A 25,912-nucleotide genomic window follows, 5' to 3' on the forward strand; every position below is an offset into this window, starting at 1 on the left:
TCAGACATCCTGCCGGGCAACCCAATCGGCGATGCCTGAGGCGCTGACGACGTGGTCGAGCGCGAGTTCGACTGCGCCGTGCAGCGGTCCGTCCTCACCATGGACGCCGTCCCGCACGGGCGGCGGCGCCGGCTTGCGGAACGCCATCAGTGCGTCGCGGTACGCATCGTCGAAGGCTTCCGGTGCAGCGGCCCTAAGCAGCACAGCCGCACCGCCCAGCGTGACGACGTCGGGATCGTGCAGGTTCACCAGGCCGCCGATACCTCGCCCGAGAGAGCCGGAGACGGCGTCCAGTGCGCGGCGCGTGCGTGCGTCGCGGCCGGGACGGTCGATGATCGCGTGCACGTAGCCGACCGCGTCCCCGGGTGGCGCGTCACCGAGATGACGGGCCAGGGCACGTCCGTCGATGGTCAGATCCCAGCAGCCGCGCGCCCCACACGGACAGACCAGATCCGGTTCGGCGAAGGGGATGTGGCCGTATTCGCCCGCCGCACCATGGGCCCCGGTCACGGGCTCGCCGTTCACCACCAGCGTTCCGCCGATACCCTGCGCGACGATCAGGTGAAGCGCGGTACCGGCGGAACGCGCCGCACCGGTCCGCGCCTCGGCCAGCCCGGCCAGCGTGGCGTCGTTGCCCACCTGCAAGCCGATGTCAGCACGGTCGGGAACCTTCGCCGTCAGCACCGAGAGATCGACGTCGTTCCATCCGCGAGAGGGGAACTGCCCCAGCCGGGCACCGCTGACCGGCCCCGCGACCGCTATTGAAATCGCCCTGAGCCGCTTGGTGTTTCGTCGATAGACGGCGCCGATCGCCTTGGCCACCTGCGCAAGGGCGGCGTCGGGATCATCCGCGTACCCGGACTCGGTGATGACGTCCGGTCGCCCATCGATTCCCGCCAGCGCCAGCCGCCAGTCACTCGCCCGCAGATCCACCGCGAGTACCAGCGGACCTTCGGGGTGGGGTCCGAGCATCGTCGTCGGACGACCGCGACCGTGAGCCGGCGCCGGTTCCTCGTCGAGCAACCGGACCCCGCGGAGCCGGGTGGCAAGCTCGGTGGCGTTGCCGCTGCCGATGCCGAGGCGGTGGGCGGCGGCGGTCCTGGTGATTCCCGGCTCGGATCGCACCACCGCGAGCAGCGCAGCGGCGCCCAGCCAGCGCGAGTGCGCCGACTGCCTCGGATCGTGAGCCATCAGCGGAAGTATCTCATTTTATTTGCTCGCCCTACGAGTATATTCTAGATCGCGTGACCCTGACCGCCGATCGTGCCGCCCCGCACGGGCTTCGCAGCCGCCTCCCCGGACTGCTTTCGCTCGCGACGGCCTCGTGCCTGGCGGTGACCACCGAGATGCTGCCGGTGGGCCTGTTGCCCGATATCGGTGCGACGTTCTCGAAGCCCGAGTCGGTCACGGGTCTGCTCGTCACCCTCTACGCGGTGATGGTGGCGACGCTTGCGGTGCCGTTGACCATCGCCACGACGCGGTTCAGCCGGCGTCCCCTGCTACTGGCGACCTTACTCGGCTACGTCGTGAGCAACGCCCTCGTCGCCGCCGCACCGACATTCGCCGTCGTGGCCGCCGGCCGTGCGATCGGCGGCCTCACACATGCGCTGTTCTTCTCCCTCACGATCGGATACGTCCCGCGTTTGGTCGCGCGCGCCGACGTCGGGCGTGCGCTCGCGATCGTGTCCGGCGGCGCATCGGCGGGATTCGTTCTCGGAATGCCTCTTTCGACCTCCGTCGGCACCGCTGCGGGGTGGCGGGTGTCCTTCGCGGTCCTGGCGGCGCTGTCCTGCCTGACGGTCGTAGCGGTATACAAGTTGCTGCCCCGGGTGGATCACGCCCCGCGCGAGGATCGCCGCGATAGAAGTGGCCGTCGTGCACTTGTCGCCGTCTCGGCATCGAATCTGCTGACGTTCCTCGGGCATTTCACGGCGTATACGTTCATCAGCGTGCTTCTGCTGTCCAGCGGAGTCCGCCCGGTATTGATCGGCCCGATTCTGTTGGCGTGCGGCGCCTGTGGGCTCATCGGCCTGTGGTGGGTCGGGCGCAACCTCGACCGCAGTCCACGTCGCACCGCGGCAGCCGCGTTGGGCGGTGTCATCGTCGCGGTCGTCGTGCTCGGCGTGTCATGGCCGACGCTCATCGCGGTGCTCGCCGCGACAGCGTTGTGGAGCGGGGCATTCGGCGGTATTCCATCGATCTACCAGGCGACCGCGGTGCGCACCCATGCACTGCCACCGGAACAGGCCGGAGCCTGGGTGAACGCCACGGCGAACGTCGGTATCGCCGGTGGGGCGGCGATCGGAGCGGCCCTGCTGCAGACCGTCGGCGTCACGTCGCTGCCCTGTGTCGCCGCGGTGCTGGTCGGGCTGGGGCTCGCGGTGGCACTTACGGCACGAAAAGCGTTCCCGCAGAGCCTTTGACGCTCCTCAGCCCGCAGCGTTCGGCTTCAGCGGCGGGCAGCGGCCCTGGCCGTCGACAGCGAGCTCGAAATGCCATGTCTCGTTCGCGTAGATCTGGCACAGCCCGAACTGCCTGCCGTTGGCGATGAGCCACTTGTCGGCCTCGACGGGTGCGATGTCCACGGCCCTGCCCTGGACGTGCATGGAGGCGTCGGGCGATGCGACGAACTGGCCGGCGATGTCCGCGCTGCCATAGGAACGGACCGCGTCGTCGAACAGCCTCTGCTGGAAACCCCTCGACCGCCACCCCGAGTTGATCCGGATGTCGATGCCCACGGCTTGCGCCTGCTTCGATGCGTCCTGGACCGCGGTGAGCAACGCCGGATCGAGCCATCCCACAATCGGATTGGAGGTGTCGAACGGCGAGAGCGTCGTCCCGTCCGGCAGAAACCCGCCGAAGGTGTCGACGGCTCCCGGACCGACGTCGGGCTGCGCGATGTCGGTCGGCGTAGCAGGCCCCGGCGGCTGGGCCGATGACACAGGCGAGCCACCAATCGCGATAACCAGTGTCAGCGCTGCCGCGGAAGCGCGCGATATCAATCGTCTGCGGCGAGGATGCAGAATTCGTTGCCCTCCGGATCGGCCAGCACTACCCAACTCTCGTCGCCACGCTGTCCGATGTCGACTCGGCGCGCACCCAGAGCCAGGACCCGGTCCACCTCGGCCTGCTGGTCGTCGGGCCGGAAGTCGAGGTGGATGCGGTTCTTGACCACCTTCTCGTCGGAAACGGCGATGAATATCCAGTTCACGCCCGCACCCGGCGGAGCCTGGAGCACGACGTCGCCGTCATCGTCCACATCGTGCGGCCAGCCCAGCACCTGCGACCACCAGCCACCCAACGCGGTGGCATCGCGGGCGTCGATACAGATCTCGTCGAACCTCAAAGTCATTTGGCCAGTTCCTTCTTCAGCACCTTGCCCATGGCATTGCGCGGAAGATTGTCCACCATCCGCACCTCCCGAGGCCGCTTGTGCACCGAAAGCTCTTGTGCGACATAGTCGATCAGCTCCTGCGGATCGGCGTCGCCGACGACGAACGCCACGATGCGCTGACCGAGATCGTCGTCGGGCATGCCGACCACCGCCGCTTCCGTGACGCCGGCGTGCCCCAGCAGTGCGGCCTCGATCTCACCGGCGCCGACGCGAAAGCCACCGGTCTTGATCAGGTCGACCGATTCACGGCCGACGATCTTGTGCATGTCGTCCTCGCCGATGACCGCGACGTCACCTGTGCGGTACCAGCCGTCGGCGTCGAGCACCTCAGCGGTGGCGTCCGGCCGGTTGAGGTAGCCGTCGAACAGGGTCGGGCCCCGAAGCTGAAGCTGGCCAATGGTTTCGCCGTCATGCGCCACGTCGGCTCCGGATTCGTCGCGCAGCCGTGTCTCGATTCCGGTCAAGGGCAGCCCCACCCATCCGGGACGGCGTTCGCCGTCGGCGCGCGTACTGAGGGTGATCAGGGATTCGGTGGATCCGTAGCGTTCGACGGGCGTGTGCCCGGTCAACTCGGCGAGGCGCTCGAACACGGGCACCGGCAGCGGGGCGCTTCCGGACACCAGCAGGCGTGCTGAGGTGAGCGCCTTCGCCGCGGCGGCGTTCTCGGTGATCCGTGACCACACCGTCGGAACAGCGAAATACAACGACCCGCCCGCGGCTGCATACGCGTCGGGCTTCGGTTTTCCCGTGTGCACGAACCGATTCCCGATACGCAACGACCCGAGCAGCCCGAGTATCAGACCGTGCACGTGATAGAGGGGCAGGCCGTGCACCAGGGTGTCCTCGGGCGTCCACTGCCAGGCCTGCGCCAGCGCGTCGATGTCCGCGGCGATCGCGCGCCTGCTCAGCACCACGCCCTTGGGGGGACCAGTGGTGCCGGAGGTGTAGATGATCAGGGCCGTCGCATCGGGGTGCGGCTCGGCGTAACGGTGCCAGGACCGCGCGTGCAGCCGCACGGGGATGTGCTGGAGACCGGCGGTGTCCGACGGTTTCTCCCCAAGCCACGCCTGCGCCCCTGAGTCGGTGAGGATGTGGGTCCGCTCGGCGGCGCCGACGTCGGCGGGCACCGGGACCACTGGCACGCCGGCGATCAGGCAGCCGGTCACCGCCATCACGGTCGCGGCGGTCGGTGTCGCGAGCACCGCGACCCGGTGCGCGCCCGCCACCCGCTCCGCGACCGAGGTCGCGGCGCCGACCAGGTCGCTGCGGCTCAGCACCGCACCGTCGATGCGCACCGCGTCGCCGATGTCGGCGCCGGCCGCCACCGTCGCGGGGTTCAGAGAGGACAGCAGCACGTTCGTGAGGATACTGGGCTGGTGGATTCGATCCAGACGGTTGCGTCGCGGGAGATCTACCGAAATCCCTGGTTCTCACTGCGCGAAGACGATATCCGGCGGCCAGACGGCAGCAACGGCATCTACACGGTCGTCGACAAACCGACGTATGCGCTGGTGATCGCCCAGGACGGCGATCGTTTCCACCTGGTCGAGCAGTTCCGCTACCCGCTGGGTCTGCGGCGATGGGAGTTCCCCCAGGGCACCGCGCCGGACCGCCTCGAGCCGGCCGAGCTCGCCGCGCGGGAACTGCGCGAGGAGACCGGCCTGCGTGCAAAGACCATGACGCTTCTCGGTCAGCTCGACCTGGCGCCGGGTCTGAGCAGCCAGCGTGGCTGGGTGTTCCACGCCACGGGCATCACCGAGGGCGATCACGCGCGCGAGCATGAGGAACAGGACATGCGCAGCGCATGGTTTCACCGCGCCGAGCTGGAGCGGATGATGCGCGACGGCGAGATCACGGACGCCCAGACCATCGCGGCGTTTGCGCTGTTGTTGCTGTCCGAGCGCTGACTTTCCGATGAGATTTGAACCCTGTGGGTGTCTACCCCGTTGTAAAGACTGAGCACACGGAAGCGGCACGAGAGGGGTGATCCCAATGGACCTGATTTCTTCGATGGTGTTCGGAATGATCGCCATGGTGCCCGTCCTGTTCGCCAGTGCCGGTTATGTCCTGGTGTCCGCCGCGGGCACCGACGAAAGCAAGGGCTATCGATCCGTTGACCGATGAGACGGCCATCCGCGAACTGATCACCGGATGGGCCGACGTGCCCCCGCCTCATCGCGGCGTGCGGGGCATCGACGACTACGAGGAGGAGTCAGCTCCTGCGTTCGGCGAGTGCGCGCAGGAAGAACGTCAGGTTGGCAGGCCGCTCGGCCAGCCGGCGGACGAAATATCCGTACCACTGCGTGCCGAACGGTACGTACACGCGGACGTGATTGCCGTCGGCGGCGAGCCTGCGCTGCTCGGGATCGCGGATTCCGTAGAGCATCTGATACTCGAAATCCTCGACCCCCCTGCCGAATTCGCCGACCATCGCGGGCACCGCGTCGATGATCTCCGGATCATGCGATGCGACCATCGGATAGCCGTCGCCCGCCATCAGCACCCGTAGGCACCGCAGATAGGAAGCGGTGACGTCCTCACGGTCCCGGTACGCCACCGACGCGGGCTCGTCGTAGGCGCCCTTGCACAACCGGATACGCGCACCGGAGGCCGCGAACTCCTCGCAGTCGGCCTCGGTGCGCCGCAGGTAGGCCTGCAGGACCGTGCCGAGCCACCCGAACTCGGCACGCAGATCGCGCACGATGGACAGTGTCGAGTCCGTCGTCGTGTGATCCTCGGCGTCCACGGTCACCCATATGCCTGCACGCTGCGCTCGTTCGCAGATGGTGTGGGCGTTCTCCAGCGCGATCTTCTCGCCGTCGCGCGGCAGCGCCTGCCCCAGCGCCGATAGCTTCAGCGACACCTCGAGCGGTCGCACGGCCTCCGCAGGCTCCGCACGGCGGTCGAGCGCGTCGAGCAGCGCGAGGTAGGCGTCGACGGTGGCGTTGGCCGCGTCGGCGTCGGTGACGTCCTCGCCGAGGTAGTCGATCGACACCAGACGATTCGAATCTCTCAACTGTCCAACGGATTCCAGTACGTTCGGCACCGTCTCACCGGGGACGAAGCGATGCACGACGCGCCGGGTGACCGGCAAGCGTTCCGCGGCGCGGCGCATTCCGCCCGAGCGGCTTGCGGCCATGATCGCCGGACGTGCGACCCGCTCGAAGACACCCACGTCACGCCTCCATGTGCGGATAGTCGTGGCCGGTCGGCGGGACGAACGTCTCCTTGATCGACCGGGCCGACGTCCAGCGCAACAGATTCAGCGGTGAGCCCGCCTTGTCGTTGGTACCCGACGCGCGCGACCCGCCGAACGGCTGCTGGCCCACGACCGCGCCGGTGGGCTTGTCGTTGACGTAGAAGTTGCCCGCGGCGTGACGCAATCGCCGTTCGGCGGTCAGCACTGCCGAACGGTCGTCCGCGATCACCGCCCCGGTCAGGGCGTAGCGGGCGCCGGTGTCGACGACGTCGATGATGCGTTCGTAGTCGTCGTCGGGGTAGACATGCACCGAAAGGATGGGCCCGAAGTACTCGGTGGAGAACGACTCGTCCGCCGGATCGTCGGACAACAGCACCGTGGGCCTGACGAAATACCCTTCGCTGTCGTCGTATTCGCCGCCGACCGCGACCGTGACGCCGGGGGCGCTCTTGGCGCGCTCGATCGCCGTGACGTTCTTCGCGAACGAGCGCTCGTCGATGAGTGCACCGCCGTAGTTGCTCAGGTCGGTGACGTCGCCGTAGGTCAACGCCTCGGTGGCCGACAGCAGGTCGTCACCCATCTGTTGCCACACCGAACGGGGAACGAACGCGCGCGACGCCGCCGAGCACTTCTGCCCCTGGTAGTCGAAAGCGCCGCGAATGAGCGCGGTGCGCAACACATCCGGCCGCGCCGAGGTGTGGGCCAGCACGAAGTCCTTGCCGCCGGTTTCCCCGACCAGTCGCGGATACGTGTGGTAGCGGTCGATGTTGGTCCCGACCTCCCGCCACAGATGCTGGAACGTCGCCGTCGACCCGGTGAAATGGATCCCGGCAAGTCGTGGATCGGCAAGTGCCACATCGGAAACCGCGATCCCGTCACCCGCCAACAGGTTGATGACGCCGGGCGGCAGACCTGCCGCCTCGAGCAGCTGCATGGTCAGGTACGCGGCGAACGTCTGGGTGGGCGATGGCTTCCACACGACGGTGTTACCCATCAGCGCGGGCGCGCTCGGCAGATTGCCCGCGATCGCCGTGAAGTTGAACGGCGTGATGGCGTAGACGAAACCTTCGAGTGGCCGATAGTCGGTGCGGTTCCAGACGCCCCGCACACTGATCGGCTGCTCGGCGTGGATGTCGCGGGCGAATCCGACGTTGAACCGCCAGAAGTCGATCAGCTCACACGCCGCGTCGATCTCGGCCTGATACGCCGACTTGGATTGGCCCAGCATGGTCGCGGCGGATAACTTCTCCCGCCAAGGTCCGGCGAGCAGGTCGGCGGCGCGCAGGAAGATCGCGGCGCGCTCGTCGAACGGGGTGGCTTCCCAGTCGGCCTTGGCGGCGATGGCGGCATCGATGGCCGCGGTCGCGTCCGCGTGCTCGGCGTTGGTGAAGGTGCCCAACCGCGCGCTGCGGCGATGCGGCTGGACCACGTCGGTGCGGGTTCCGCCACCCATGCGGTGGACGCCGCCGATGACGTGGGGCAGGTCGATGGGCTCAGCGGCAAGCGTCTCGAGGGCGTCGGTGAGCCGGGAGCGCTCCCCCGAACCCGGTGCGAAATCTCGGACCGGCTCGTTGACCGGAGCGGGTACGTCGGTGATGGCGTCCATCCATCAAGGATCCCCGTTTTCGGCGTTTCGAACCGATGGCTGATCGGACAAAGAGCATGCGGCTCTATAGTCGGATTGGACAAAGGAGAGCGCGATGGCGGCATCGTCTTCCGGCCTCGGGCTCGGACAGCTGCTGCTGACCCTGGACCGCACGATGGTGACGCTGGTGCAGGCCCCACGCGGTCTCGATATGCCGGTCGGCTCGGTGGCCCTTGTCGACGCCGACGACGTGCGGCTGGGCCTGGCGGTCGGCGCCGGGTCGGCAGACCTGTTCTTCCTGCTCGGTGTCGCCGACGCCGACGCGGTGCGCTGGCTCGAGCGGCAGTTCGCGGGATCCGGGAGGGTGCCTGCGGCCATCTTCGTCAAGGAACCCACCGACGCCGCGGTGGCCCGGGCCGTCGCGCTGGGCACCGCGGTGGTGGCCGTCGATCCGCGGGCGCGCTGGGAGTCGCTCTACCGACTCGTCAACCACGCCTTCGAGCACCACGGCGACCGCGGCGACCGTGACTCGGGGACCGACCTGTTCGGACTCGCCCAGTCGATCGCCGACCGCACCCGCGGAATGATCAGCATCGAGGACGACCAGTCGCACGTGCTCGCGTACTCGGCGTCCAGCGACGAAGCAGACGAGCTGCGGCGGTTGACGATCCTTGGCCGTGCCGGACCGCCCGAACACCTGGAGTGGATCGGCCAGTGGGGCATCTTCGACGCGCTGCGCGCCGGCGGCGATGTCGTGCGCGTCGCCGAACGCCCCGAGTTGGGGCTGCGCCCGCGCCTGGCGGTCGGCATCCAGCTGCCGGACACCGATGCGCGTCGTGCGCCCGCGTTCGCGGGCACGATCTGGCTGCAGCAGGGCTCCGCACCGTTGGCCGACGACGCCGAGGACATCCTGCGCGGCGGAGCGGTGCTGGCCGCGCGGATCATGGCGCGGCTGGCATCCACACCGTCGACCCACGCGGTGCAGGTGGCCGAACTGCTCGGGCTGGCCGGTGACGACGTCGACACCGCCGCGATCGCCCGCGAACTGGGAATCATTGCCGACGGCCGGGCTGCGCTCGTCGGATTCCAGGGAGCAGGCACGTCGTTGCCCACCGGTGTCATCGCGTTGAGCGCCAGTGCATTTCGCGCTGATGCCCAGGCGGTGTCAGTCGGTCGGCGGGTATACGTGGTGCTGCCCAAGATCGGCGCGCCGTCCTCGGTGATGTCGTGGGTGCGCGGCGTCGTGGCCGCGATGCATCGCGAACTGGGCCTGACACTTCGCGCCGTTGTCGCCGCCCCACTTGGCGGACTGACGGGTGCCGCAGCGGCCCGCGTCGAGGTGGACCGCGTCTTCGACAGCGCAGATCGCCACCCCGGTGCGATCGGGCAGATCACCTCGCTGGACGAGGCGCATACGACTGTGCTGCTGGATGAGATCGTCGCGCAGGTGGCGCAGCGGCCCAGGCTTGTCGACCCCCGGGTGCGCCTGTTGCGCGACGAGGACCCGATGCTGGCCGAGACGCTGCGCGTCTACCTCGACGGCTTCGGCGACGTATCCGCCGTCGCCAAGCACCTGCACGTGCACCCGAACACCGTGCGTTACCGGGTGCGCCGCATCGAGAAGTTGATGTCGACCTCGCTGGACGACCCCGACGTGCGACTGGTGCTTGCGCTGGGCCTACGAGCCACCGAAAGCTGAGCGCATCGTTTCTGCAACGACTGGGTACAAACTCCTGGTGGTCGAGGCAACACTGAGCGGTACCGAGGAACTCGTCGTTCTCGTCGACGAGCGCGGCAACGCGATCGGCGCTGCCGCGAAGGCATCGGTGCACCACCGGACGACCCCGTTGCATCTTGGATTCTCGTGTTACGTGTTCGACGCGGACGGTCGGGTGCTCATGACCCGGCGGGCGTTGGGCAAGCGGACATTTCCCGGCGTATGGACCAATTCATTCTGCGGCCACCCGGCCCCCGGGGAACGGACAGAGGACGCGGTGCACCGCCGCGCTCGCGGAGAGCTGGGACTGGCGCTCCACAACGTCGTCCGTGTGCTGCCCGACTATCGGTATCGCGCTGTGGCGGCGGACGGCACCGTCGAGAACGAACTGTGCCCCGTGTTCTGCGCAGAAGCTATCGGGCCCGTCAACCCCCTCGTCGACGAAGTCATGGAGTACGTCTGGGTGCCGTGGCAGGACGTGACGACTGCGGCCGCACTGTCATGGGCGATCAGTCCGTGGGCAGCCGAGCAGATTCCACTACTACAGGCGGCCATTCGTTGACGTCATCTGCCGGTGAGCGCAGCTGACCAACGGTCAGCTCGACTTGTCGAGCGACTCGGGCTTGTGGACGGCATCGCGCCCACTCTTGTCGCTGCGCACCCGGTATTGCGGCTCGTCCTGCGACGCTCGCACCGTTCGTCCGGCGGCCTCCGTGTCGGAGGTGATCTTCTCCTCGACCTTCCCAGAGACGTTGGTACCGTGGCTCTTCCATTCGACCTTGTCGCCTTTGCGGAGCTGTTTACTCATGGTCATCGGTTACCCGGGCCATCGATGCACAAACGACGCGGCGATTGCGAAGTGTGAAAAGACGTTCGGCGTAGATGAGGTCGTCTCGCCAGAGCCGAGCCGCCGCTTGCCTCATGACGGGCTTGATCAAGGGCGCGGCGTGCAGGGCGCGCACGAACCCGGGCCGGTCCGAGTGTGCGATCACAGCCTCCAGTACCGCGGTGCGGGGCAATCCGTCTGGGCCCGCCCCCAACGGGGTGGCGTGAGTTTCCACCACGCTGCCGGTGCCCTCGCCCTCGACGATGCGCATGACGATCGTTCGAGGCTCTGGGCTGGTGAATTCTGCCACCACGGGGATGCCCAGCCTGCCGACGCGGAACGTCACCGCTACCAGAAAGCGGTCGAGGTCTTCTGGGACCTCGTCAACCGGCGGAGCGGACAACACGTCCAATTGCGCGAACGAGTACGGGTGGAACCAAGACCCATGCCACGGATCCATCCGGTTTGCGATGATGTCCCGCGGTTCGCACGTTCCGACGAGACGCGTGACGGCGTCGACCTGGACGCCGCTCGGTCGCAGCGGCAGAACCGGAGCCTCAGAGGGCGATTCGCCTCCGACCGCATCCAAACGCACCCATGCGAGCACGCCGTCGTCGTGGGACGGGTAGGCACGCCAGCCGAGTTCGCGTCCCCCGTCCAGGCGCAGGCCGTGCCACGGACAGATCAGCGCACCGCAGTCCACCGTCCCGGTCGAAAGGTCGGCACCCAGGTGCGGACACGCACCCGGACCGACGTGCAGCATGCCGTTCTCTCCGCGCCACGCAACGAGTTCCCTGCCGGCCACCTTGGCGCCGACCGGGCGATCGCGTATCGACGCGCTCGCCTCGAAGGCATACCAGTTTCCGCTCGATCTGGTTTGTGAGCGACGCAACGCGGCATCGATCACCGCCGGCGCGGCATCGCGGTACGAGGGACGTTGGCCAGACCACCGCAGGCGCGGAAGTACCTCAAATGGACTGGCTTTCGACAGCTGTACGGCGATTGCGGTGATCCTGCTCATTGCTACTGCCTTTCGCGTCCGGCAACGCGACGTAGGAATCGAGAGCGGCCCTGGGTGGGGACACTGTGCAGAACATGGCCGCGGACACCGAACCGCGTCAGCAGGCTGTTGGCCGCAGACCATCCCGTGGTCGCGGCGCGTTCCATCAGCGCGACCGGCAGATCGATGCGGACGCCGTCGCCCGCCAGCACCACACCCTCATGCGGTGTCTGCACCCCGGGTCGATCGGCGAAGTCACCCGGCGCGAACCGCGGACAGTCGTTGTGGCACAGCACTTTCTCGGCTACCACGCGGCAGTCCGCGGTTTCCGGGTACAGCTCGTGAAGTCGCTCCGACAATTCACGCCGCAGCGTGTCGGAAGGGGAGGTCACGGCGTACGAATGCAGTTCGACCACCGACCCGCCGGTGCGGCGCGACCACATCACCGCCTCGCGTTCGTAGCGCTCCAGCACGCTGATGTTGTCGAGCGGTTCTCGACCACCCGTCCCGACGAACGCGGCGCGATCGGTGTTCACAGGGCGGTCGAGCCACAACCGCTGCACCACGAACGGCGGTGCGGTGCCCAGCTTGGCCACGCTCTTGCGCCAGTCGTCGTTCCCGATGCCCGGCGAGTTCTCGACGATCCGCTGCAGGCCGGTGACGTCGGCTGCCAGCACGACGCCGTCGGCCTCGAATCGCCGTCCATCGTCACACCGCAGGCTCAACCGATCGTCACCGTGCACCTCGTTCACCGACGTGTCGGTGTGGAAGGTCACGCCGTTCGACTCCAGGTACCCGCGAAGCGGATTCCACAGCGCGACATCGAAGTTCGCGTTGGCCACGTCGAACACCAGACCCTCGCTCGACCCGAGGAAGTAGATGTGGAACATCGTCGCCAACTCGGCCGCCGACAGGTCCTCCGGCCGGGAGAAGAAACTGCGGGAGAAGACCTCGAACGCCAGGTGCCGGGCGGCGTCGGGGAAATTGATCTCGCGAAGGAACGTCGCAGCGTCCTGATGGTCGAGCCGACGGTAGATGTCGGGTACCGATACCGCGGCCAGCGGTGCTGCCGCACGTGCATTGAGGCGCGCGAGATCCCGCAGTCGGAACGTCGGGCTCCGCAGCGCAAATGCCAAGGCGTTGAACGGTGGTGTCTGCGGCAGACCGCGAAAGGTGTCGCGCCTTCCGTGTCCGTCGATGAGCGGGTAATCGTCGACCGGCGTCAGCATCGACAACGTCGGATCGATTCGCCGCAACAGGCTGCGCAGGTTGTAGTACTGACGGAAGAAGGCGTGGAAGCCGCGGTTCATCGCCGCGTGGGATCCATCGGGCAATTGCTCTGTCCAGCCCCCGACCCGGCCGCCGACGTACCCGCAGCGCTCGATGACGTCGACGGTGACGCCTCGCTCGGCCAGACCCGTGGCGGCTGCCAGTCCCGCGATGCCTGCACCGACCACGACGGCGTGCGGGCGAGCGGGCAATGCCGCGGCGTCGGGCGCGCCGGTGGGCGCGTCGTGGGTGACGCGGAGTCGATCGGTCACAGAGGCGCCCCAGCGAGGAACGTGTGCACGATGTTGGTTTGCCAACCGGGCATCGTCTCGCTGTGAACCGAGTCGAAGCCGTTGGCTCGCAGCCGATCCCGGAAGACAGCCGCCCCGTCGAACTCGTTCACACTGCGCCGGAGATACGTGTACAGCGAGGCATCACCGCTTCGCAGCCGGCCGCTGGGAATGATGATCGTCGCGCTCACGAGGTTCCACACCGCGGTCGCCAGCTTCGAGTCGCGCACCGAGTATTCGTGTACCGCAAGCGTCCCCCCGGGCCGCAGCAGCTCGCGGAAACGTGTCAACTGTCCGTCCTTGTCGTCGACATTGCGGATCAGGTAAGCGGCGAGGATGGCGTCGAACGGCCCGCTGACTCCGGCGTCGGCGAGGTCTTCGATCCGGCTGTGCACAAAGCTCACCCCCGACGGCCACGGTTTCGCTCTGGCCTGCGCCAGCATTCCGTCCGATGCGTCGACGGCCACGATCTCGGCCCGCGGTGCCGCAGCGAGGAGCGCCGCTGTCGACGCGCCCGTCCCGCATCCGGCATCGAGCAGGCGTAACCCGGCGCCGCCGTTCGGGATCCGCATGCGTTGCGCCGAGAGCCGCAGGTGTGTGTGATAGCCCGGATTGGCGTCGACCAGCCTGTCGTAGGCAGGCGCCCCGTCGTCGAACGCCCGGGGTATGTCATTGAACGACAGACTCACGTTGTCTCCTTTGGCTGGTCGCGGAGGCGGCGGCGCTCCCACAGCAGCAGCACCGCGGTGACCATCGCCCAGCCGAAGAGGAAGTCCTCCACAGGGATGTCGAACGGAAACCGCACGCCGCTGGTATGGGCGTCGTCGTAGATGACGATCGGTGCACTCAGTTTGGTGAGCCAGCCGTCGACCGGAATCTGGAAACCGACCACGATCACCATCGACACCCAATACGCCACGCGCCGGAACAACCCGGTACGCAAGACCGCGAGTTCGAGCGCGATCACGACGATGACTGCCACAACGGCAGGCACGGTGTAGCCGAGGCCGGTCACGACAGGCGCGCCGCACGTGTCCGGGACAGCCCGCGCACCCATTCGATGATGGTGTCGACGGCGTTGTAGGTGAGCAGCCCACACAGCGGGATCACGACGAAGAAGGCCAGCTCCTCGATCGGGATCTGCCCGGGCAACTGCAAACCGGTGACGTAGCCGGGGTTGTAGGTCCACACGTGTGCGGCGATGGCGATGACATCCCAGATCACGAAGACTGCGGCCACCGGGAGAACAGCTCCCGCGGTGCGCCAGGCTTGCCGGTATACGCCCGCCCCCAACAGCTCCAGTGGCGCCGTGATGGCCAGGCACGCTCCCAGGACGATCAGATACTGCCATTGGTCCATGGTCACACCTTGGCACCTCGAGCCCGTGCGGCCCAGGCCCTGACAAGACCCCGGCCCGCAACCCGCAGTCGTCGTGCGGTGCCTACCGTCGCCCGCTGGCTGAAGACCGCGAAGTCGAGTTCCTCGATGCGGTCCAGGATTTCGGAGTACAGCGTCAGCGCGGCCTCGATACATGGCCTCGACCGCGGATGCAGCATGCCGATACCGCGGCGGGCGAAGTCGTATACCCGCCGTGTCTCGGCATGCTGGTCGATCAGCGCCTCGCGGACACGGGGATCAGTGCGCTTGTGCATGTGGCACCACTCCAGCAGCTCCCGGTCCACTCCATGTGCGGCCAGTTCGTCGGCGGGCAGGTACACACGACCGCGTCGCAGGTCTTCGTCGATGTCGCGAAGAAAGTTCGTGAGCTGGAACGCTTTTCCGAGTGCGGCCGCGAACGGTGCGGCTTCGTCGCGAGTCGACACCGTGCCCAGCACTGGCAGCATCTGCAGACCGATCACCTCGGCGGACCCGTACATGTACGTGTCGAGCGCAGCGCGATTCGGATAGTCGGTCGTGGTCAAGTCCATGCGCATCGAGGCCAGGAAGTCGTCGAACAGCCCCCAGGAGATGTCGTACCTGCGCGCGGTGTCGACCACCGCGGCCAGCACCGGGTCGTCGCCGTCATCCTTTCCCGCTGTCAGCCTGTTGAACAGTTCGGTGGCAAGGCGCTGCAACAGGTCTGCGCGCTCGGAGGTCGTCAGTGCAGGATCGAAGTCGTCCAGGATGTCGTCGGAGCGGCGGGCGAAACCGTAGAGCGCGTGCACCGCAGGCCGCTGCTCTGGAGCCAGCAGTCGGGTGGCCAGGAAGAAGGTGCGCCCGTGCTGCGAATTGAGTAAGCGGCACTGGCGATACGCCTCGCGCAACGCCCGATCGTGGACACCGGCCGCGTGGAGTTCTGAGCTGATCATGGTTGCACCACCCGTAGTCGGCGATTGGTCACGGCGCCGGTGACCCTGTCGGCGGCCAGGCGCCCCGACATCAACGCGGTGGGGACACCGACGCCCGGCACGGTCGAAGAACCGGCGAGGACCGCGTTGTCGATGCCGCGCACGGTATTGGCCGGCCGGAATGGTCCGGTCTGCCCGAATGTATGGGCCAACGCGAACGGGGTCCCCGCGAGCATGCCCTGCTGCGCCCAGCCCGCGGGGTCGACGACGTGCAGCACTTCGGCGTCGACACCCACCGACGGTAATCGGTCCGACACCGCCCGCAACATGCTCTCGGTGTAGGCCGGGCCCACTGCAGCCCAGTCGATTTTGCCCACAGCGGTATTCGGCGCGGGGGCAAGGACGTAGAGCAGGTCGCGGCCGTCCGGTGCCAGCCGCGCGTCTCCCGCGGTCGGCCGGGTGACGAGCAGCGACGGGTCGGCCATCACCTGCCCGTCGTCGATGATGTCGTGAAACGTCTGCTTCCAGGCATCTCCGAACAGGATGGTGTGGTGGCCGACATCGGGGCCGACTGCGCGGCACCCGACGTGCGCAACCACCGCCGACGGTGCCGGCCGCAGCCGCAACAGCCTGCGTGGTTCGCGTCCCAGCAGCCGATACGTCTCGGGCAGCTCGGTGGTCAACACGATTGCGTCTGCCGGCACGCGGTCACCGGCGCTGGTGTGCACGGCCCTCACCTCTGATCCGCTGCGCTCCAACGCCGTAACCGCGGCACCATAGCGGAATTGGACACCGGCATCAGCGGCCGCCGCGGCCAGCGCATCGGGGAGCGCCCGCATGCCGCCGCGCGGGAAGAACACACCGGAGATGGTGTCCATGTAGGCGATCACGGCATAGACAGCCAGGGCGCGGTGCGGTGGCACTCCGGCATACAGCGCCTGAAACGTGAAAACACGCTGCAGTCGCTCGTCGCTGATGTACTTGCGCACCATGCGCTCCCAGCGGCGAAATCCGCCGATGGCTGTCAACCGCGCGAGTTGCGGGGTGAGCAATGACAACGGCGAGTCGAAGTTGGCGGCGATGAAACCGTCGAACTCGACCTCGTAGAGGCGGGTCAGCCAATCGCGCAACCGCAGGTAACCGTCCGCCTCCCCGCGGCCCGCGAACCGCTCGATCTCAGCGGCCATCGCATCACGGGCACTGTGCACGTTCAAGGAGCTACCGTCGGCGAACATCGCGCGGTAGGCCGGCTCGACCCGCACCAGATCCAGCCGGTCGGACAATGATTCGCCGACCGCTGCGAACGTGTCTTCGATGATGTCGGGCATCGTCAGCACGGTCGGGCCCGTATCGAGGAGATACCCGTCGATGTCGAGTCGTCCGACTCGCCCGCCCGGATGCTGCTCCCGCTCGACGACGGTCACCTCGCGGCCCCGACCCGCGAGATGCAGCGCCGCCGACAGCCCGGCGAGACCGGCACCTATCACGACGATGCGCTGGGCGTTCTCTCCGATGGTCCGCATGATCACGCTGTCCGTTCGGTGCAGGCGGCGGCCATGGCGGCCAGGGTGATCCGGACTTCCGGTCGCACATCCGCGGCGTCGAGGAGCGTCAACGCGTGCGTGACCCGGGCGTCGATCAGCTTCTCGATCCAGTCGACGGCGCCGGTGGCCGCGATCAGGTCACGCCACCGGTGGATGTCATCGGCATCGAGGTCATCCGCGCTCATCAAGTCGCGCAGCTGCCTGCGCAGCGCACGGTCGGCCAGGTGGTAGGCGGCCGCCACAACGGTCGTGGCCTTGCGCTCCAATAGGTCGCTGCCGCTCGGCTTTCCGGTCACCGACGGCGACCCGAAGATGCCGAGCAGGTCGTCACGCATCTGAAAGGCCTCACCGATCGCGTCGCCGTAACCACCGAGCATCGCCAGGACGGGCTCGTCGCAACCCGCCATTGCCGCGCCCATCTCGAGCGGCCGTCGCACCGTGTAGTTGCCCGACTTGCGCCGCGACACGTCGAGCACATGGTCGAGAGTCGGAAATCCGCCCGCGTCGTTGATCAGGTCGGCGAACTGCCCAACCGCGAGTTCGGTACGCATCGCGTCGTAGCGGGGCCAGACCCTCTCGAGCGCCGCGGCGGACACACCGCTTTCCCGCATCATCTGCGCGGCCCAGACCAGACACAGGTCCCCGAGCAGGACCGCGGCGGACTCGCCGAATCGGTCGGGCGACCCGGACATCCCCCGACCGCGGTGCCACAGGGCGAACGCGACGTGTCCAGAGGGGCGACCTCGACGGATTGCCGAGCCGTCCATGACGTCGTCCTGAAGCAGCGCGAATGCGTGCAGCAACTCCAGACCTGCCGAGGCACGCAATGCCGCTTCATCGTCGGCGGCGCCGCACAACCAGCCCAGATACATGAAGGTCGAGCGCACACATTTGCCACCGTCGACGAACTCTCGAAGGACATCGGAGGCAATGTCGATCCCTGCGGCGTCCAGTTGCGGCGCACACCTGCTTGCGACGAATTCTTTGAGGGTCGCCTGCACGGCATCACGCACAGCCACGCGCCAGTAGCGCTCGGAGTCAGAGGCCGGCCGCGCGCGTGTGCGCGTCTGTCCACCGATCGCAGTCACATACCGCACCCTTCTCGCACCTATGCGCGTACGCGCCTTGTTACCCAATTTTGCATCGTTTATGCATCGATAGCTCGGTCGGTCTGTCAACCGGTCGACGGACATCGAAATCAATCCTCAGGATGTCCCCAAAGTGCCTCGTGACGGCGCACGATCAAGGCATGACAACCGCAGCACTCAGCCGCACCTCAGAGAACCCGTATCTGAACGGCAACTACGCGCCGGTGCAGGAAGAGATCACCGCACTCGACCTCGAGATCACCGGCACCGTTCCGGACTACCTCGACGGTCGCTACCTGCGGACCGGGCCGAATCCGCTCGACGATCCCGATCCCGCCAGCTATCACTGGTTCCTCGGAGCGGGGATGGCCCACGGGCTGCGCCTAGGCGACGGGAGGGCGCACTGGTATCGCAATCGCTGGGTGCGCTCCGCAGAGGTGGCACGCGCGCTCGGCGAACCGTGGTCCGGCGGCCCGCACGATGGCGGCTTCGACTTCGCCGCCAACACCAACATCATCGAACAGGGCGGCAGGACGCTGGCCATCGTCGAGGCCGGCGCGCGTCCCTACGAGCTGACCGACGAGCTGGAGACTGTCGGTCCGTCCGACTTCTGCGGCACCTTGTTCGGTGGGTACAGCGCCCATCCCAAGAGGGACCCGGTCACGGGTGAACTGCACGCCGTCTCGTACAACCCGATGCGCGGAAACATCGTGCAGTACACGGTGACGGGCGTCGACGGAAAGGTGCGTCACACGGTCGACATCCGCCTCGACGCGCAGACGATGATGCACGACTTCTCGCTGACCGAGAAGCATGTGGTGATATACGACCTGCCTGTGGCCCTGGATCTCCGCGGACGTCTGCACTCCTGGCCCGCGAAGGCCGCCAAGGGTCTGCTCACACGCTTGGTCGAGCGCCACGCCGCGCCCGACTTCGTTCTCCGGAAGGCCATGCGCAGTTCCGAGCAGGGCGGCGGCGCGCCCTCCAGCGGCATGCCCTATCGCTGGGCGCCCGAACGCCGGGCCCGCGTCGGTGTGATGCCCCGTGAGGGAACGGCTTCCGACATCCGATGGTTCGAGGTGCAGCCGTGCTACGTGTTCCACCCGCTGAATGCCTATGACGTGGCTTCTCCCGAAGGTGATCGGATAGTGCTCGACGTCGTCCGCCACTCGTCGGTGTTCACCACCGGCACGAGCCTGGTGCCCGGTACGCAGTCGCTGGACCGCTGGACCGTCGACCTGACCACGGGCCGCGTTCGCGAGGAGCGTCTGGACGACACGACGCAGGAATTCCCGCGCGTCGACGAGCGACGGGTCGGCCGTCCCCATCGGTACGGGTACGCGGTCGGCTACACCGCCGGCTCGTCGGGGATTTCCGCGCCGGACGCCATCCTGAAGCACGATCTCGCGACCGGGGATGCGCACTCGGTGTCGTTCGGGACCGGTCGCGAACCCGGCGAGTTCGTGTTCGCCCCGTCCAGCCCCGACGCCGCCGAGGACGACGGCGTGGTGATGGGATTCGTGTACGACAGGTCCACCGACCGCAGCGATCTGGTGCTGCTCGACGGACAGACCATGGAAACGGTGGCGACCGTGCACCTTCCGGTCCGTGTGCCACACGGTTTTCACGGCAACTGGGTGCCTACCATCGACGCATGACCCACGACGTGCCCGAAGGCTGGCCGCGCGGGGGTGAATGGAACTGGTTGTGGGAGGTCTACGTCGTCGGCCTGGCCGTCGCGGCCATCGTCGCCGTGATTCTGCTGGACCAGCGGTATCCCGGCAATGTGATCGGCGCTGCGATCGCGCTGTCGGCGATGACCGCGGTCGTGCTGATCTTCGGCCGCCGCGTCACCCCGCTGCCCGAACACGACTGGCGCACATTCGCGTTCGTCGGCGCCGTCGTCGGTCTGTGGATCCTGGCGATGCTGGCGTCACCGGTCTCGGTCGCCGCGGTGCCCGCGATCTATCCGATCGTGTTCTCGACTCTCCCGCTGCGTACCGCGTTGGTGGTGACCACCGCCGTCAACATCGTCCCATTGGCAATGTTGTTGCTGAGCAAGGGCTTAGGGTCCCCGAACCTTTCCATGGCCGTCGCGATCACGCTCGTCGGCGTGGTGGCCACCCCGGTGATCGGCACCGTCATCATCACGTCGATGCGGCAACGCAGGCAGCTCGCCGAACTGGTCGCCGAGCTGGCGGCCACCCGCGCCCAGAGCGCCCGCTTGTCCCGAGAAGCGGGTACCGCCGCCGAGCGCGAACGGCTGGCGCGTGAGATTCACGACACGCTCGCGCAGGGGTTCACCAGCATCGTCATGCTCGCCCAGGCCGTCGAGGCCGAGTTGGCGACCGATACCGCGGCGGCGGGCAAGCACGTCGAGTTGATCGGCGCCACCGCGCGGGAGAACCTCGCCGAGGCGCGGGCGATGGTGACCGAACTGTCTCCGAGCCCCCTCGAGGAGTCCCTGCCTGCCGCACTCCAGCGGCAGGGCGACCGACTGGCCGCCGAGACCAATGCGACCGTCACCGTGCGGATCGCCGACGACCTGCCCGCGCAGAGCATGGCCTGCGATGTGGTCCTGCTGCGTGCCGCACAAGAGGCCTTCGCCAACATCCGCAAACATGCGCACGCCAGTACGGTCACGGTTGAACTGTCGTCGTCGGCTACGGGAGTCCGGCTTGCGGTGACGGACAACGGGATTGGACGCAACGACGGGCAACGCGAGGGATTCGGGCTGCGCGGGATGCGCGCCCGGGTGGCGCAGGTGGGTGGTGCGATGACCGTTTCTGCGGCTGCGGGCGGGGGGACGACACTGACGATCGAGGTGCCGTCGTGACCCCGACGAAAGTACTGCTGGTCGACGACCATCCCGTCGTCCGCGAGGGCTTGCGCGGCATGATCGACGCCGAAGCCGATCTCACCGTCGTCGGCGAGGCGGGATCGGGCGCCGAGGCGATCGTCATGGCCCAATCCCTGCAGCCTGACGTCGTTCTGATGGATCTGCGGATGCCGGACACCGACGGCGTCACGGCGACCGAGCGGATCCTCGCCCTGCTGCCGGGAACACGCATCGTCGTCGTCACCACCTATGAGTCCGATACCGACATCCTGCGCGCCGTCGAGGCGGGCGCGGCGGGCTATCTGCTGAAGGACGCGTCCCGCACCGAACTCGCAGAAGCCATTCGCGACGCGGCGCGCGGGAAGACGGTGCTGGCACCGTCCGTCGCCGATCGGCTGGTTCGCTTTGTGCGCCAACCCGCTTCGGCAGCGCTGTCGACGCGCGAGATCGAGGTACTCGGCCTGGTGGCCGTCGGTAAGACCAACGCCGACATCGGACGTGAACTGCACATCAGCGAGGCGACCGTGAAGACCCATCTCCTGCGGACGTTCAACAAGCTGGGCGTATCGGATCGCACGGCGGCGGTGACGACTGCGATGTCGATGGGCCTGCTGGGCTAGCGCCGGTCACGGCCGAGGCGGCAACGCAGCGAGCCAGTCATCGGCGAGCACTTCGATCAACTGACCATCGGGATCTTTGATCATCGCCGAGAATTCCGACACGGTGCCCCTCACGACGGAGCCTCCCAATTCTTCGACCATGGCCAGCGAGCCGCCGAGATCCGGTACGGAGAACGACAGATGGGTCAGTCCTGAGTCGTCCATGCTCCGTGAGGGTCCCGAGTGGACCTCGCGGCCCCGGTAATCCAGTAACTCGAGGACCAGTCCGTCGCGCACAAGGTAGGTCGCGTGCAACTCGATCGGACCGTCGAGCTGCAGAAGCTTGTCGGTGCCTTCGTCGGGCGGCTCGAGTTCCCACCAGAATTGGAATCCGAGCAGACTCTCGTAGAACCGGCGAGAGCGGGCACTGTCGGTGACACAGACGCCCACATGGTTGAACACCGACCGGTGACTGCTCATCACGACCTCCCGGAGCGCGTCAGCATCGTCGGACGCGCTCTGTCGATTCTCACCGTGGCGCGTTCCAGGCAGCCACCGACACCCTCACGGGTGACCCACGCGCTGACGGTGAGGACCATCCCCTCGTCGAGCGTCGCGGAACTTCCGCGGCCAAGGCCGATCAGCGGTGGTTCGGCGCCGAGTCCCACTCCGTGAGCGAGCGGCACCTGCGATTCGGGGTTGCCGGCGTCCTGCCACGCGCGATACAGATCTGCGCCCGTGCTTCCCGGCAGGCACGCGGCGAGCAAGGCGTCCATGGACCTGGCGCACTGATCGGCCAGTTCCGTGGCGCCCGCAGTTGATGCGCGCCCAGCGATCCTCGTGCGCGCGAGGCCGGCCTCGTAACCGGCATACAGCGCACTCGGTGCGAGGACCACCAGCTCGCCGTCGCGGACGGTCCGGTCGGAAGCCAGGTGCCGAAACCGCACGGGGCCAGTGGATTCGGTGGCAAAACACACGCTCTCCGACGGCGCGACCGGCGCTCCGCGAGTTGCGATTCGTTCGTAGTAGACACCAAGAAGTTCTCGTTCGGTCACGCCGGGAGCCAGGGCGTCATCGAGCGCACTCAGCGCGGCTTCCGCGATGGCGGCCGCGACGTCGATGCACGTCACCTCGTCCGGTGTCTTGATGCGTCGCGCCGCCGTCATCACGTGTGCGGCATCGACGATTTCGGCGGACGGCAGCGCGGACGAGACCATCTCGGCGAACATCGGCGTCAGTCCGTCGGTGCCGATGCGGCGCGATTCGGCCATCCCCGGAATCGCGGCGACGGAGTTCATCAGGATCGCCGGATTCCAGGTCAGCCCGTAGAGGCATTCGCGGCCGATCTCCGGCGGCACGCCCTCATCCCATGTCGAGAGCAGATGTACACGCTCAGTCGATGCGATGGCCACTGCGACCGGCGCGAACGGAAGGACGCCGGCGCGTCCGAGTTGGCGCGCACCCGAGACATACCGCACGTCGCCGACTCCACCGAGCAGCAGTGCGTCCAGATGCCGGTCCGCCATGGCGGCGAACACCCGGGCGCGACGAGCATGGCGCAGGCGCGTGAAGTCAACGCGCGCACCGTCTTCCAGCGCCATCACCCCGACCGACAACCCTCGGTCGCGGGCGACGGGGCTCACGCGGACGCCCCAAAGGGCTCGTAGTTCGAACCGCTCAGCTTGACCCAGTCCGTATCGGTCACGGCGACGATGTCCTCCGACCGGTATCCGGCCGCGCCGTCCTCCCAGATGACGGGTTCGAACACGATGACCATTCCGGGCTCGACAATGAGCTGCGAATCGAATTGCTCACCCAGATCTGTTCCTATCAAAGGCATTTCGGCGCTCTCGGTGCCGACACCGTGCGCGAGGTAGAAATGCTCGATCCATGGCCGAGTGCCGCCGTTGGCCTCAGTGGCGACCCTGCCGAGCTCCAGTGCCGACACTCCGGGCTCGAGGATCTGCAGCGCTGCATCCACCACCGTTCGCCAGCGGTCGAACTGTGCAAGCTGTTGCGCATTCGGCGCAGTACCCGTGATCCAGGTGCGGCCGTAATCGGACGCGTAGCCCTGCCACGTGATGCCGGCGTCCACCCAGATGACATCGCCTTCGCGCAGTAACCGATCGCTGGTGACGGTCGGATAGGCCAGCCCGCCGTGTAGCGTCCACGGACCCAGCTCCAGGCTGGGCGCCATGACCTGCCAGATCGGATCGATTCCATTCGCGGTGGCTCCGAGCTCGAAGATGCGGCGCAGAAACACCGCGCTCAGGTCGACCTGCCGGACGCCTGGCCGCAGCGCGTCCAGGGCGTCGGCCATGGCCAGTTCGTTGATCCGTTGCGCCTCGCGGATACACGCCACTTCATCGGGTGTCTTCGCGATCTTGGCCGCGCCCAGCACAGTTGCGGCGTCGACCCAGGCGAATCCGTCCAACCCTCGCAACATCGCCGGGGTCTGGTCGTCCACACCGATGCGCGAACCCGGGGAGAAATGCGCACCGAGCGCCGCGGCGAAATGATCCATCCCGTCGTCGAGATCCGGAAACAGCGGGCCGTGCAGATGATCCGCGGGCAGCTCTTCCGGAACCCCGTCGGCATGAAGTGTGTAGACGTGAGGTGCCGGGTCACCCGTCACGACGACCACCACGGTCCGGAACAGCGCGGCGGTGTCGCCGTCGCGCGCCGGCTCGCTGACGCCGCCGGCATACGCCACCGAGGCGGAACCGAGTAGAACGAGTCCGTCGACACCCTGGCCGTCGAGCTGTGCCTGAAGTCTGTCGAATCGCTGGGCACGCATTCGGGCGAGGTCCGGCGACGCCGGGATGGCCAGCCCGCCGATCGTCGCTCGTGTCGAGCCCTCGCTCCAGTCGTCGATGGTGCTTCCTCCTGCGCGCAAACCATAAACATATAAAAATAGTTGTTTAGAGGTGCTAGCCTAGTGGTAACGCCGTTCTCGCAGTGCCGGAATGCGTTGATTTCCCTGTGCAGGAGGACTTTTCGATGGCTGTCCGTCCCGGACTCGATCCCGACATCGTCGTCGACTTCGATCACCATTCTGATGACTTCAACAAGAACGAACTGACGGTCAACGCGGACCTACGCCGTCGGTGCCCGGTGGCGTGGAACGAGAACTACGGCGGCTTCTGGTTCGTGTCCAGCTACGACGAGGTGTCGCAGATCGCCCGCGACGGCGACTCGTTCGCGCACAAGTACGAGCCGGACTCCCCCGACGGCGTGAACTACCAGGGCGAACTCGGCATTCCCCGGCCTCAAGGTCAACCTGCCCTGGGTATCGGCGAAGTCGACGGGCCCTATCACCAGGCCTTGAGGAGGGCGCTGGCGCCGTTCTTCTCGCCACGCGCCGTCGAAGCGATGCGGCCGTTCATGGAGCAATCGGCACACTGGTTTCTCGACCAGAAGGTCGGCGACGGGCAGATGGATCTCGTCCTCGATTACGCGAGCCCGGTCCCGGCGATCCTGACCATGCGGCTGATGGGACTGCCATCCGAGAACTGGCAGCTCTACGCCAATCTGTTCCACGCGGTGATGGCGGTGCCCCAGGACAGCGACGAGTACGCCGCGGCCGTCGGCGAGGTCCCGTCGATGATGGACGGCCTGGCGTCGACCCTGACGGAGCGTCGCGCCGACCCGGGTGACGACCTGACCAGCTTCCTCGTCCAGTTCGAATTCGATGGTAAGCGTCTCGATGATGCGCAGCTGCTGAACATTCTGTGGAACCTGATCGGCGGAGGTGTCGACACCACGACGTCGCAGACCGCGTTGAGCCTGCTTCATCTGGGCACGCACCCCGAACTGCGACAACAACTGATCGATCGCCCGGAGCTCTACGCCACCGCCGGCGACGAATTCCTCCGCTACTTCTCCGTCAACCAGCAGTTGAGCCGCACCGTGACACGTGACATCTGTGTCGGCGGGCAGGAGCTCCGGCGCAATGACCAGCTCATCATCAGCTGGCTCGGCGCCAACCACGACGAGCGGCAGTTCGACCAGCCGGGTGACGTCGTCCTGGACCGCACCCCCAATCCCCACGTCGCCTTCGGACTCGGACCGCACCGGTGCATCGGCTCCCACCTGGCACGGCTGATGTTCGAGGTGATGGTGAAGGCGGTGCTCGATCGCATACCGGACTACCGCGTCGACGTCACCGGAGTCGACGAGTACCTGGGAAACCCGAGCATGACCGGCCTGGCGAAGCTTCCGGTCAGCTTCACCCCGGGGGTATCCACCCAGACGGCTCGCCCGTTCTGAATCGG

Annotated in this window: 27 protein-coding genes; 9 read left to right on the plus strand and 18 right to left on the minus strand. The window is 67.3% G+C overall.

The annotated features are described in order from the left end of the window. The gene (locus AB4Z42_RS12720) at positions 1 to 1,191 is read right to left on the minus strand and encodes an ROK family protein (RefSeq protein WP_442009502.1); all 1,191 of its coding nucleotides are present in this window, start codon (positions 1,189 to 1,191) and stop codon (positions 1 to 3) included. A gap of 53 nt (positions 1,192 to 1,244) precedes the next feature. Here AB4Z42_RS12720 and AB4Z42_RS12725 point away from each other — a divergent pair, with 53 nt between their 5' ends. Next, complete coding sequence (locus AB4Z42_RS12725) at positions 1,245 to 2,423, plus strand: MFS transporter (RefSeq protein ID WP_442009503.1); 1,179 nt, start codon at positions 1,245 to 1,247, stop codon at positions 2,421 to 2,423. Between the two features lie 6 nt (positions 2,424 to 2,429). Here the strand turns inward: AB4Z42_RS12725 and AB4Z42_RS12730 are convergent, their stop codons facing one another. The 3 genes from AB4Z42_RS12730 to AB4Z42_RS12740 are packed head-to-tail and all read right to left on the minus strand — an operon-like array spanning position 2,430 to position 4,749. After that, positions 2,430 to 2,942 (minus strand): M15 family metallopeptidase, encoded by a 513-nt coding sequence (locus AB4Z42_RS12730; RefSeq protein ID WP_442009504.1) that lies wholly within the window; start codon positions 2,940 to 2,942, stop codon positions 2,430 to 2,432. Between the two features lie 56 nt (positions 2,943 to 2,998). Continuing rightward, positions 2,999 to 3,352 (minus strand): VOC family protein, encoded by a 354-nt coding sequence (locus tag AB4Z42_RS12735; RefSeq protein WP_442009505.1) that lies wholly within the window; start codon positions 3,350 to 3,352, stop codon positions 2,999 to 3,001. After that, positions 3,349 to 4,749 (minus strand): acyl-CoA synthetase, encoded by a 1,401-nt coding sequence (locus tag AB4Z42_RS12740; RefSeq protein WP_442009506.1) that lies wholly within the window; start codon positions 4,747 to 4,749, stop codon positions 3,349 to 3,351. The genes AB4Z42_RS12735 and AB4Z42_RS12740 overlap by 4 nt, the downstream gene beginning before the upstream one ends. Positions 4,750 to 4,770: 21 nt before the next feature. On the opposite strand from AB4Z42_RS12740, the gene AB4Z42_RS12745 reads away from it, so the two are divergent. Together AB4Z42_RS12745 and AB4Z42_RS12750 are read left to right on the plus strand one after the other, a co-directional pair. Then, positions 4,771 to 5,301, plus strand: coding sequence for an NUDIX domain-containing protein (locus AB4Z42_RS12745; RefSeq protein WP_442009507.1), 531 nt, complete (start codon positions 4,771 to 4,773; stop codon positions 5,299 to 5,301). Positions 5,302 to 5,386: 85 nt separating this feature from the next. Continuing rightward, positions 5,387 to 5,518 (plus strand): hypothetical protein, encoded by a 132-nt coding sequence (locus AB4Z42_RS12750; RefSeq protein ID WP_442009508.1) that lies wholly within the window; start codon positions 5,387 to 5,389, stop codon positions 5,516 to 5,518. Between the two features lie 88 nt (positions 5,519 to 5,606). On the opposite strand, the gene AB4Z42_RS12755 is transcribed toward AB4Z42_RS12750, so the two are convergent. Next, positions 5,607 to 6,569, minus strand: a complete 963-nt coding sequence (locus AB4Z42_RS12755; protein WP_442009509.1) for a proline dehydrogenase family protein — start codon at positions 6,567 to 6,569, stop codon at positions 5,607 to 5,609. Between the two features lies 1 nt (position 6,570). Then, complete coding sequence (gene pruA / locus AB4Z42_RS12760) at positions 6,571 to 8,199, minus strand: L-glutamate gamma-semialdehyde dehydrogenase (RefSeq protein WP_442009510.1); 1,629 nt, start codon at positions 8,197 to 8,199, stop codon at positions 6,571 to 6,573. Positions 8,200 to 8,293: 94 nt separating this feature from the next. Between pruA and AB4Z42_RS12765 the strand changes: the two genes are divergently transcribed. Both AB4Z42_RS12765 and idi read left to right on the plus strand, forming a co-directional pair. Further along, positions 8,294 to 9,877, plus strand: coding sequence for a PucR family transcriptional regulator (locus AB4Z42_RS12765; RefSeq protein WP_442009511.1), 1,584 nt, complete (start codon positions 8,294 to 8,296; stop codon positions 9,875 to 9,877). Positions 9,878 to 9,914: 37 nt separating this feature from the next. Beyond that, the gene (gene idi, locus AB4Z42_RS12770) at positions 9,915 to 10,457 is read left to right on the plus strand and encodes an isopentenyl-diphosphate Delta-isomerase (protein ID WP_442009512.1); all 543 of its coding nucleotides are present in this window, start codon (positions 9,915 to 9,917) and stop codon (positions 10,455 to 10,457) included. Between the two features lie 33 nt (positions 10,458 to 10,490). Here the strand turns inward: idi and AB4Z42_RS12775 are convergent, their stop codons facing one another. The 9 genes from AB4Z42_RS12775 to AB4Z42_RS12815 are packed head-to-tail and all read right to left on the minus strand — an operon-like array spanning position 10,491 to position 18,191. Next, positions 10,491 to 10,703, minus strand: coding sequence for a DUF2945 domain-containing protein (locus tag AB4Z42_RS12775; protein ID WP_442009513.1), 213 nt, complete (start codon positions 10,701 to 10,703; stop codon positions 10,491 to 10,493). Then, entirely contained in the window at positions 10,696 to 11,742 is a 1,047-nt protein-coding gene (locus AB4Z42_RS12780) for a DUF5914 domain-containing protein (RefSeq protein ID WP_442009514.1), read from the minus strand. Before AB4Z42_RS12780 ends, AB4Z42_RS12775 begins: the two co-directional genes overlap by 8 nt. Positions 11,743 to 11,744: 2 nt before the next feature. Continuing rightward, the gene (locus AB4Z42_RS12785) at positions 11,745 to 13,262 is read right to left on the minus strand and encodes an FAD-dependent oxidoreductase (RefSeq protein WP_442009515.1); all 1,518 of its coding nucleotides are present in this window, start codon (positions 13,260 to 13,262) and stop codon (positions 11,745 to 11,747) included. Further along, positions 13,259 to 13,969: a class I SAM-dependent methyltransferase gene (locus AB4Z42_RS12790; RefSeq protein WP_442009516.1), complete on the minus strand. Its 711-nt coding sequence runs from the start codon at positions 13,967 to 13,969 to the stop codon at positions 13,259 to 13,261. Before AB4Z42_RS12790 ends, AB4Z42_RS12785 begins: the two co-directional genes overlap by 4 nt. After that, positions 13,966 to 14,295 carry a lycopene cyclase domain-containing protein gene (locus AB4Z42_RS12795; protein ID WP_442009589.1) on the minus strand — a complete coding sequence of 110 codons (330 nt, stop codon included), beginning with the start codon at positions 14,293 to 14,295 and terminating at the stop codon, positions 13,966 to 13,968. Before AB4Z42_RS12795 ends, AB4Z42_RS12790 begins: the two co-directional genes overlap by 4 nt. Next, positions 14,292 to 14,639, minus strand: coding sequence for a lycopene cyclase domain-containing protein (locus AB4Z42_RS12800; RefSeq protein ID WP_442009517.1), 348 nt, complete (start codon positions 14,637 to 14,639; stop codon positions 14,292 to 14,294). The genes AB4Z42_RS12795 and AB4Z42_RS12800 overlap by 4 nt, the downstream gene beginning before the upstream one ends. A gap of 2 nt (positions 14,640 to 14,641) precedes the next feature. After that, complete coding sequence (locus AB4Z42_RS12805; RefSeq protein WP_442009518.1) at positions 14,642 to 15,589, minus strand: phytoene/squalene synthase family protein; 948 nt, start codon at positions 15,587 to 15,589, stop codon at positions 14,642 to 14,644. Next, positions 15,586 to 17,091, minus strand: coding sequence for a phytoene desaturase family protein (crtI, locus tag AB4Z42_RS12810; RefSeq protein ID WP_442009519.1), 1,506 nt, complete (start codon positions 17,089 to 17,091; stop codon positions 15,586 to 15,588). The genes AB4Z42_RS12805 and crtI overlap by 4 nt, the downstream gene beginning before the upstream one ends. Positions 17,092 to 17,093: 2 nt before the next feature. Then, on the minus strand, positions 17,094 to 18,191 hold the full coding sequence (locus AB4Z42_RS12815; protein ID WP_442009590.1) for a polyprenyl synthetase family protein: 1,098 nt from the start codon (positions 18,189 to 18,191) through the stop codon (positions 17,094 to 17,096). A 170-nt stretch (positions 18,192 to 18,361) separates the two neighbouring features. Here AB4Z42_RS12815 and AB4Z42_RS12820 point away from each other — a divergent pair, with 170 nt between their 5' ends. The 3 genes from AB4Z42_RS12820 to AB4Z42_RS12830 are packed head-to-tail and all read left to right on the plus strand — an operon-like array spanning position 18,362 to position 21,659. After that, positions 18,362 to 19,858 (plus strand): carotenoid oxygenase family protein, encoded by a 1,497-nt coding sequence (locus AB4Z42_RS12820; RefSeq protein ID WP_442009520.1) that lies wholly within the window; start codon positions 18,362 to 18,364, stop codon positions 19,856 to 19,858. Beyond that, positions 19,855 to 21,036 (plus strand): histidine kinase, encoded by a 1,182-nt coding sequence (locus tag AB4Z42_RS12825; RefSeq protein WP_442009521.1) that lies wholly within the window; start codon positions 19,855 to 19,857, stop codon positions 21,034 to 21,036. The genes AB4Z42_RS12820 and AB4Z42_RS12825 overlap by 4 nt, the downstream gene beginning before the upstream one ends. Next, positions 21,033 to 21,659 carry a response regulator gene (locus tag AB4Z42_RS12830; protein WP_442009522.1) on the plus strand — a complete coding sequence of 209 codons (627 nt, stop codon included), beginning with the start codon at positions 21,033 to 21,035 and terminating at the stop codon, positions 21,657 to 21,659. Before AB4Z42_RS12825 ends, AB4Z42_RS12830 begins: the two co-directional genes overlap by 4 nt. 6 nt (positions 21,660 to 21,665) lie before the next feature. Here AB4Z42_RS12830 and AB4Z42_RS12835 read toward each other — a convergent pair whose 3' ends face one another. The 3 genes from AB4Z42_RS12835 to AB4Z42_RS12845 are packed head-to-tail and all read right to left on the minus strand — an operon-like array spanning position 21,666 to position 24,534. Beyond that, positions 21,666 to 22,118: a VOC family protein gene (locus AB4Z42_RS12835; RefSeq protein WP_442009523.1), complete on the minus strand. Its 453-nt coding sequence runs from the start codon at positions 22,116 to 22,118 to the stop codon at positions 21,666 to 21,668. Next, positions 22,118 to 23,281: a M24 family metallopeptidase gene (locus AB4Z42_RS12840; RefSeq protein WP_442009524.1), complete on the minus strand. Its 1,164-nt coding sequence runs from the start codon at positions 23,279 to 23,281 to the stop codon at positions 22,118 to 22,120. Before AB4Z42_RS12840 ends, AB4Z42_RS12835 begins: the two co-directional genes overlap by 1 nt. Next, positions 23,278 to 24,534, minus strand: coding sequence for a M24 family metallopeptidase (locus AB4Z42_RS12845; protein ID WP_442009525.1), 1,257 nt, complete (start codon positions 24,532 to 24,534; stop codon positions 23,278 to 23,280). Before AB4Z42_RS12845 ends, AB4Z42_RS12840 begins: the two co-directional genes overlap by 4 nt. Before the next feature lie 104 nt (positions 24,535 to 24,638). On the opposite strand from AB4Z42_RS12845, the gene AB4Z42_RS12850 reads away from it, so the two are divergent. Next, entirely contained in the window at positions 24,639 to 25,907 is a 1,269-nt protein-coding gene (locus AB4Z42_RS12850; RefSeq protein ID WP_442009526.1) for a cytochrome P450, read from the plus strand. Positions 25,908 to 25,912: the final 5 nt, after the last annotated feature.

The organism is Mycobacterium sp. 2YAF39 (assembly GCF_052114565.1).
Lineage (GTDB): Bacteria > Actinomycetota > Actinomycetes > Mycobacteriales > Mycobacteriaceae > Mycobacterium.

Bases quoted from the DNA above. Each gene is read 5' to 3' on its own strand.
- AB4Z42_RS12720 (WP_442009502.1), bottom strand. From the start codon at position 1,191: ATGGCTCACGATCCGAGGCAGTCGGCGCACTCGCGCTGGCTGGGCGCC.
- AB4Z42_RS12735 (WP_442009505.1), bottom strand. From the start codon at position 3,352: ATGACTTTGAGGTTCGACGAGATCTGTATCGACGCCCGCGATGCCACC.
- AB4Z42_RS12750 (WP_442009508.1), top strand. From the start codon at position 5,387: ATGGACCTGATTTCTTCGATGGTGTTCGGAATGATCGCCATGGTGCCC.
- pruA (WP_442009510.1), bottom strand. From the start codon at position 8,199: ATGGACGCCATCACCGACGTACCCGCTCCGGTCAACGAGCCGGTCCGA.
- AB4Z42_RS12765 (WP_442009511.1), top strand. From the start codon at position 8,294: ATGGCGGCATCGTCTTCCGGCCTCGGGCTCGGACAGCTGCTGCTGACC.
- AB4Z42_RS12775 (WP_442009513.1), bottom strand. From the start codon at position 10,703: ATGAGTAAACAGCTCCGCAAAGGCGACAAGGTCGAATGGAAGAGCCAC.
- AB4Z42_RS12780 (WP_442009514.1), bottom strand. From the start codon at position 11,742: ATGAGCAGGATCACCGCAATCGCCGTACAGCTGTCGAAAGCCAGTCCA.
- AB4Z42_RS12800 (WP_442009517.1), bottom strand. From the start codon at position 14,639: ATGGACCAATGGCAGTATCTGATCGTCCTGGGAGCGTGCCTGGCCATC.
- AB4Z42_RS12805 (WP_442009518.1), bottom strand. From the start codon at position 15,589: ATGATCAGCTCAGAACTCCACGCGGCCGGTGTCCACGATCGGGCGTTG.
- crtI (WP_442009519.1), bottom strand. From the start codon at position 17,091: ATGCGGACCATCGGAGAGAACGCCCAGCGCATCGTCGTGATAGGTGCC.
- AB4Z42_RS12820 (WP_442009520.1), top strand. From the start codon at position 18,362: ATGACAACCGCAGCACTCAGCCGCACCTCAGAGAACCCGTATCTGAAC.
- AB4Z42_RS12825 (WP_442009521.1), top strand. From the start codon at position 19,855: ATGACCCACGACGTGCCCGAAGGCTGGCCGCGCGGGGGTGAATGGAAC.
- AB4Z42_RS12835 (WP_442009523.1), bottom strand. From the start codon at position 22,118: ATGAGCAGTCACCGGTCGGTGTTCAACCATGTGGGCGTCTGTGTCACC.
- AB4Z42_RS12850 (WP_442009526.1), top strand. From the start codon at position 24,639: ATGGCTGTCCGTCCCGGACTCGATCCCGACATCGTCGTCGACTTCGAT.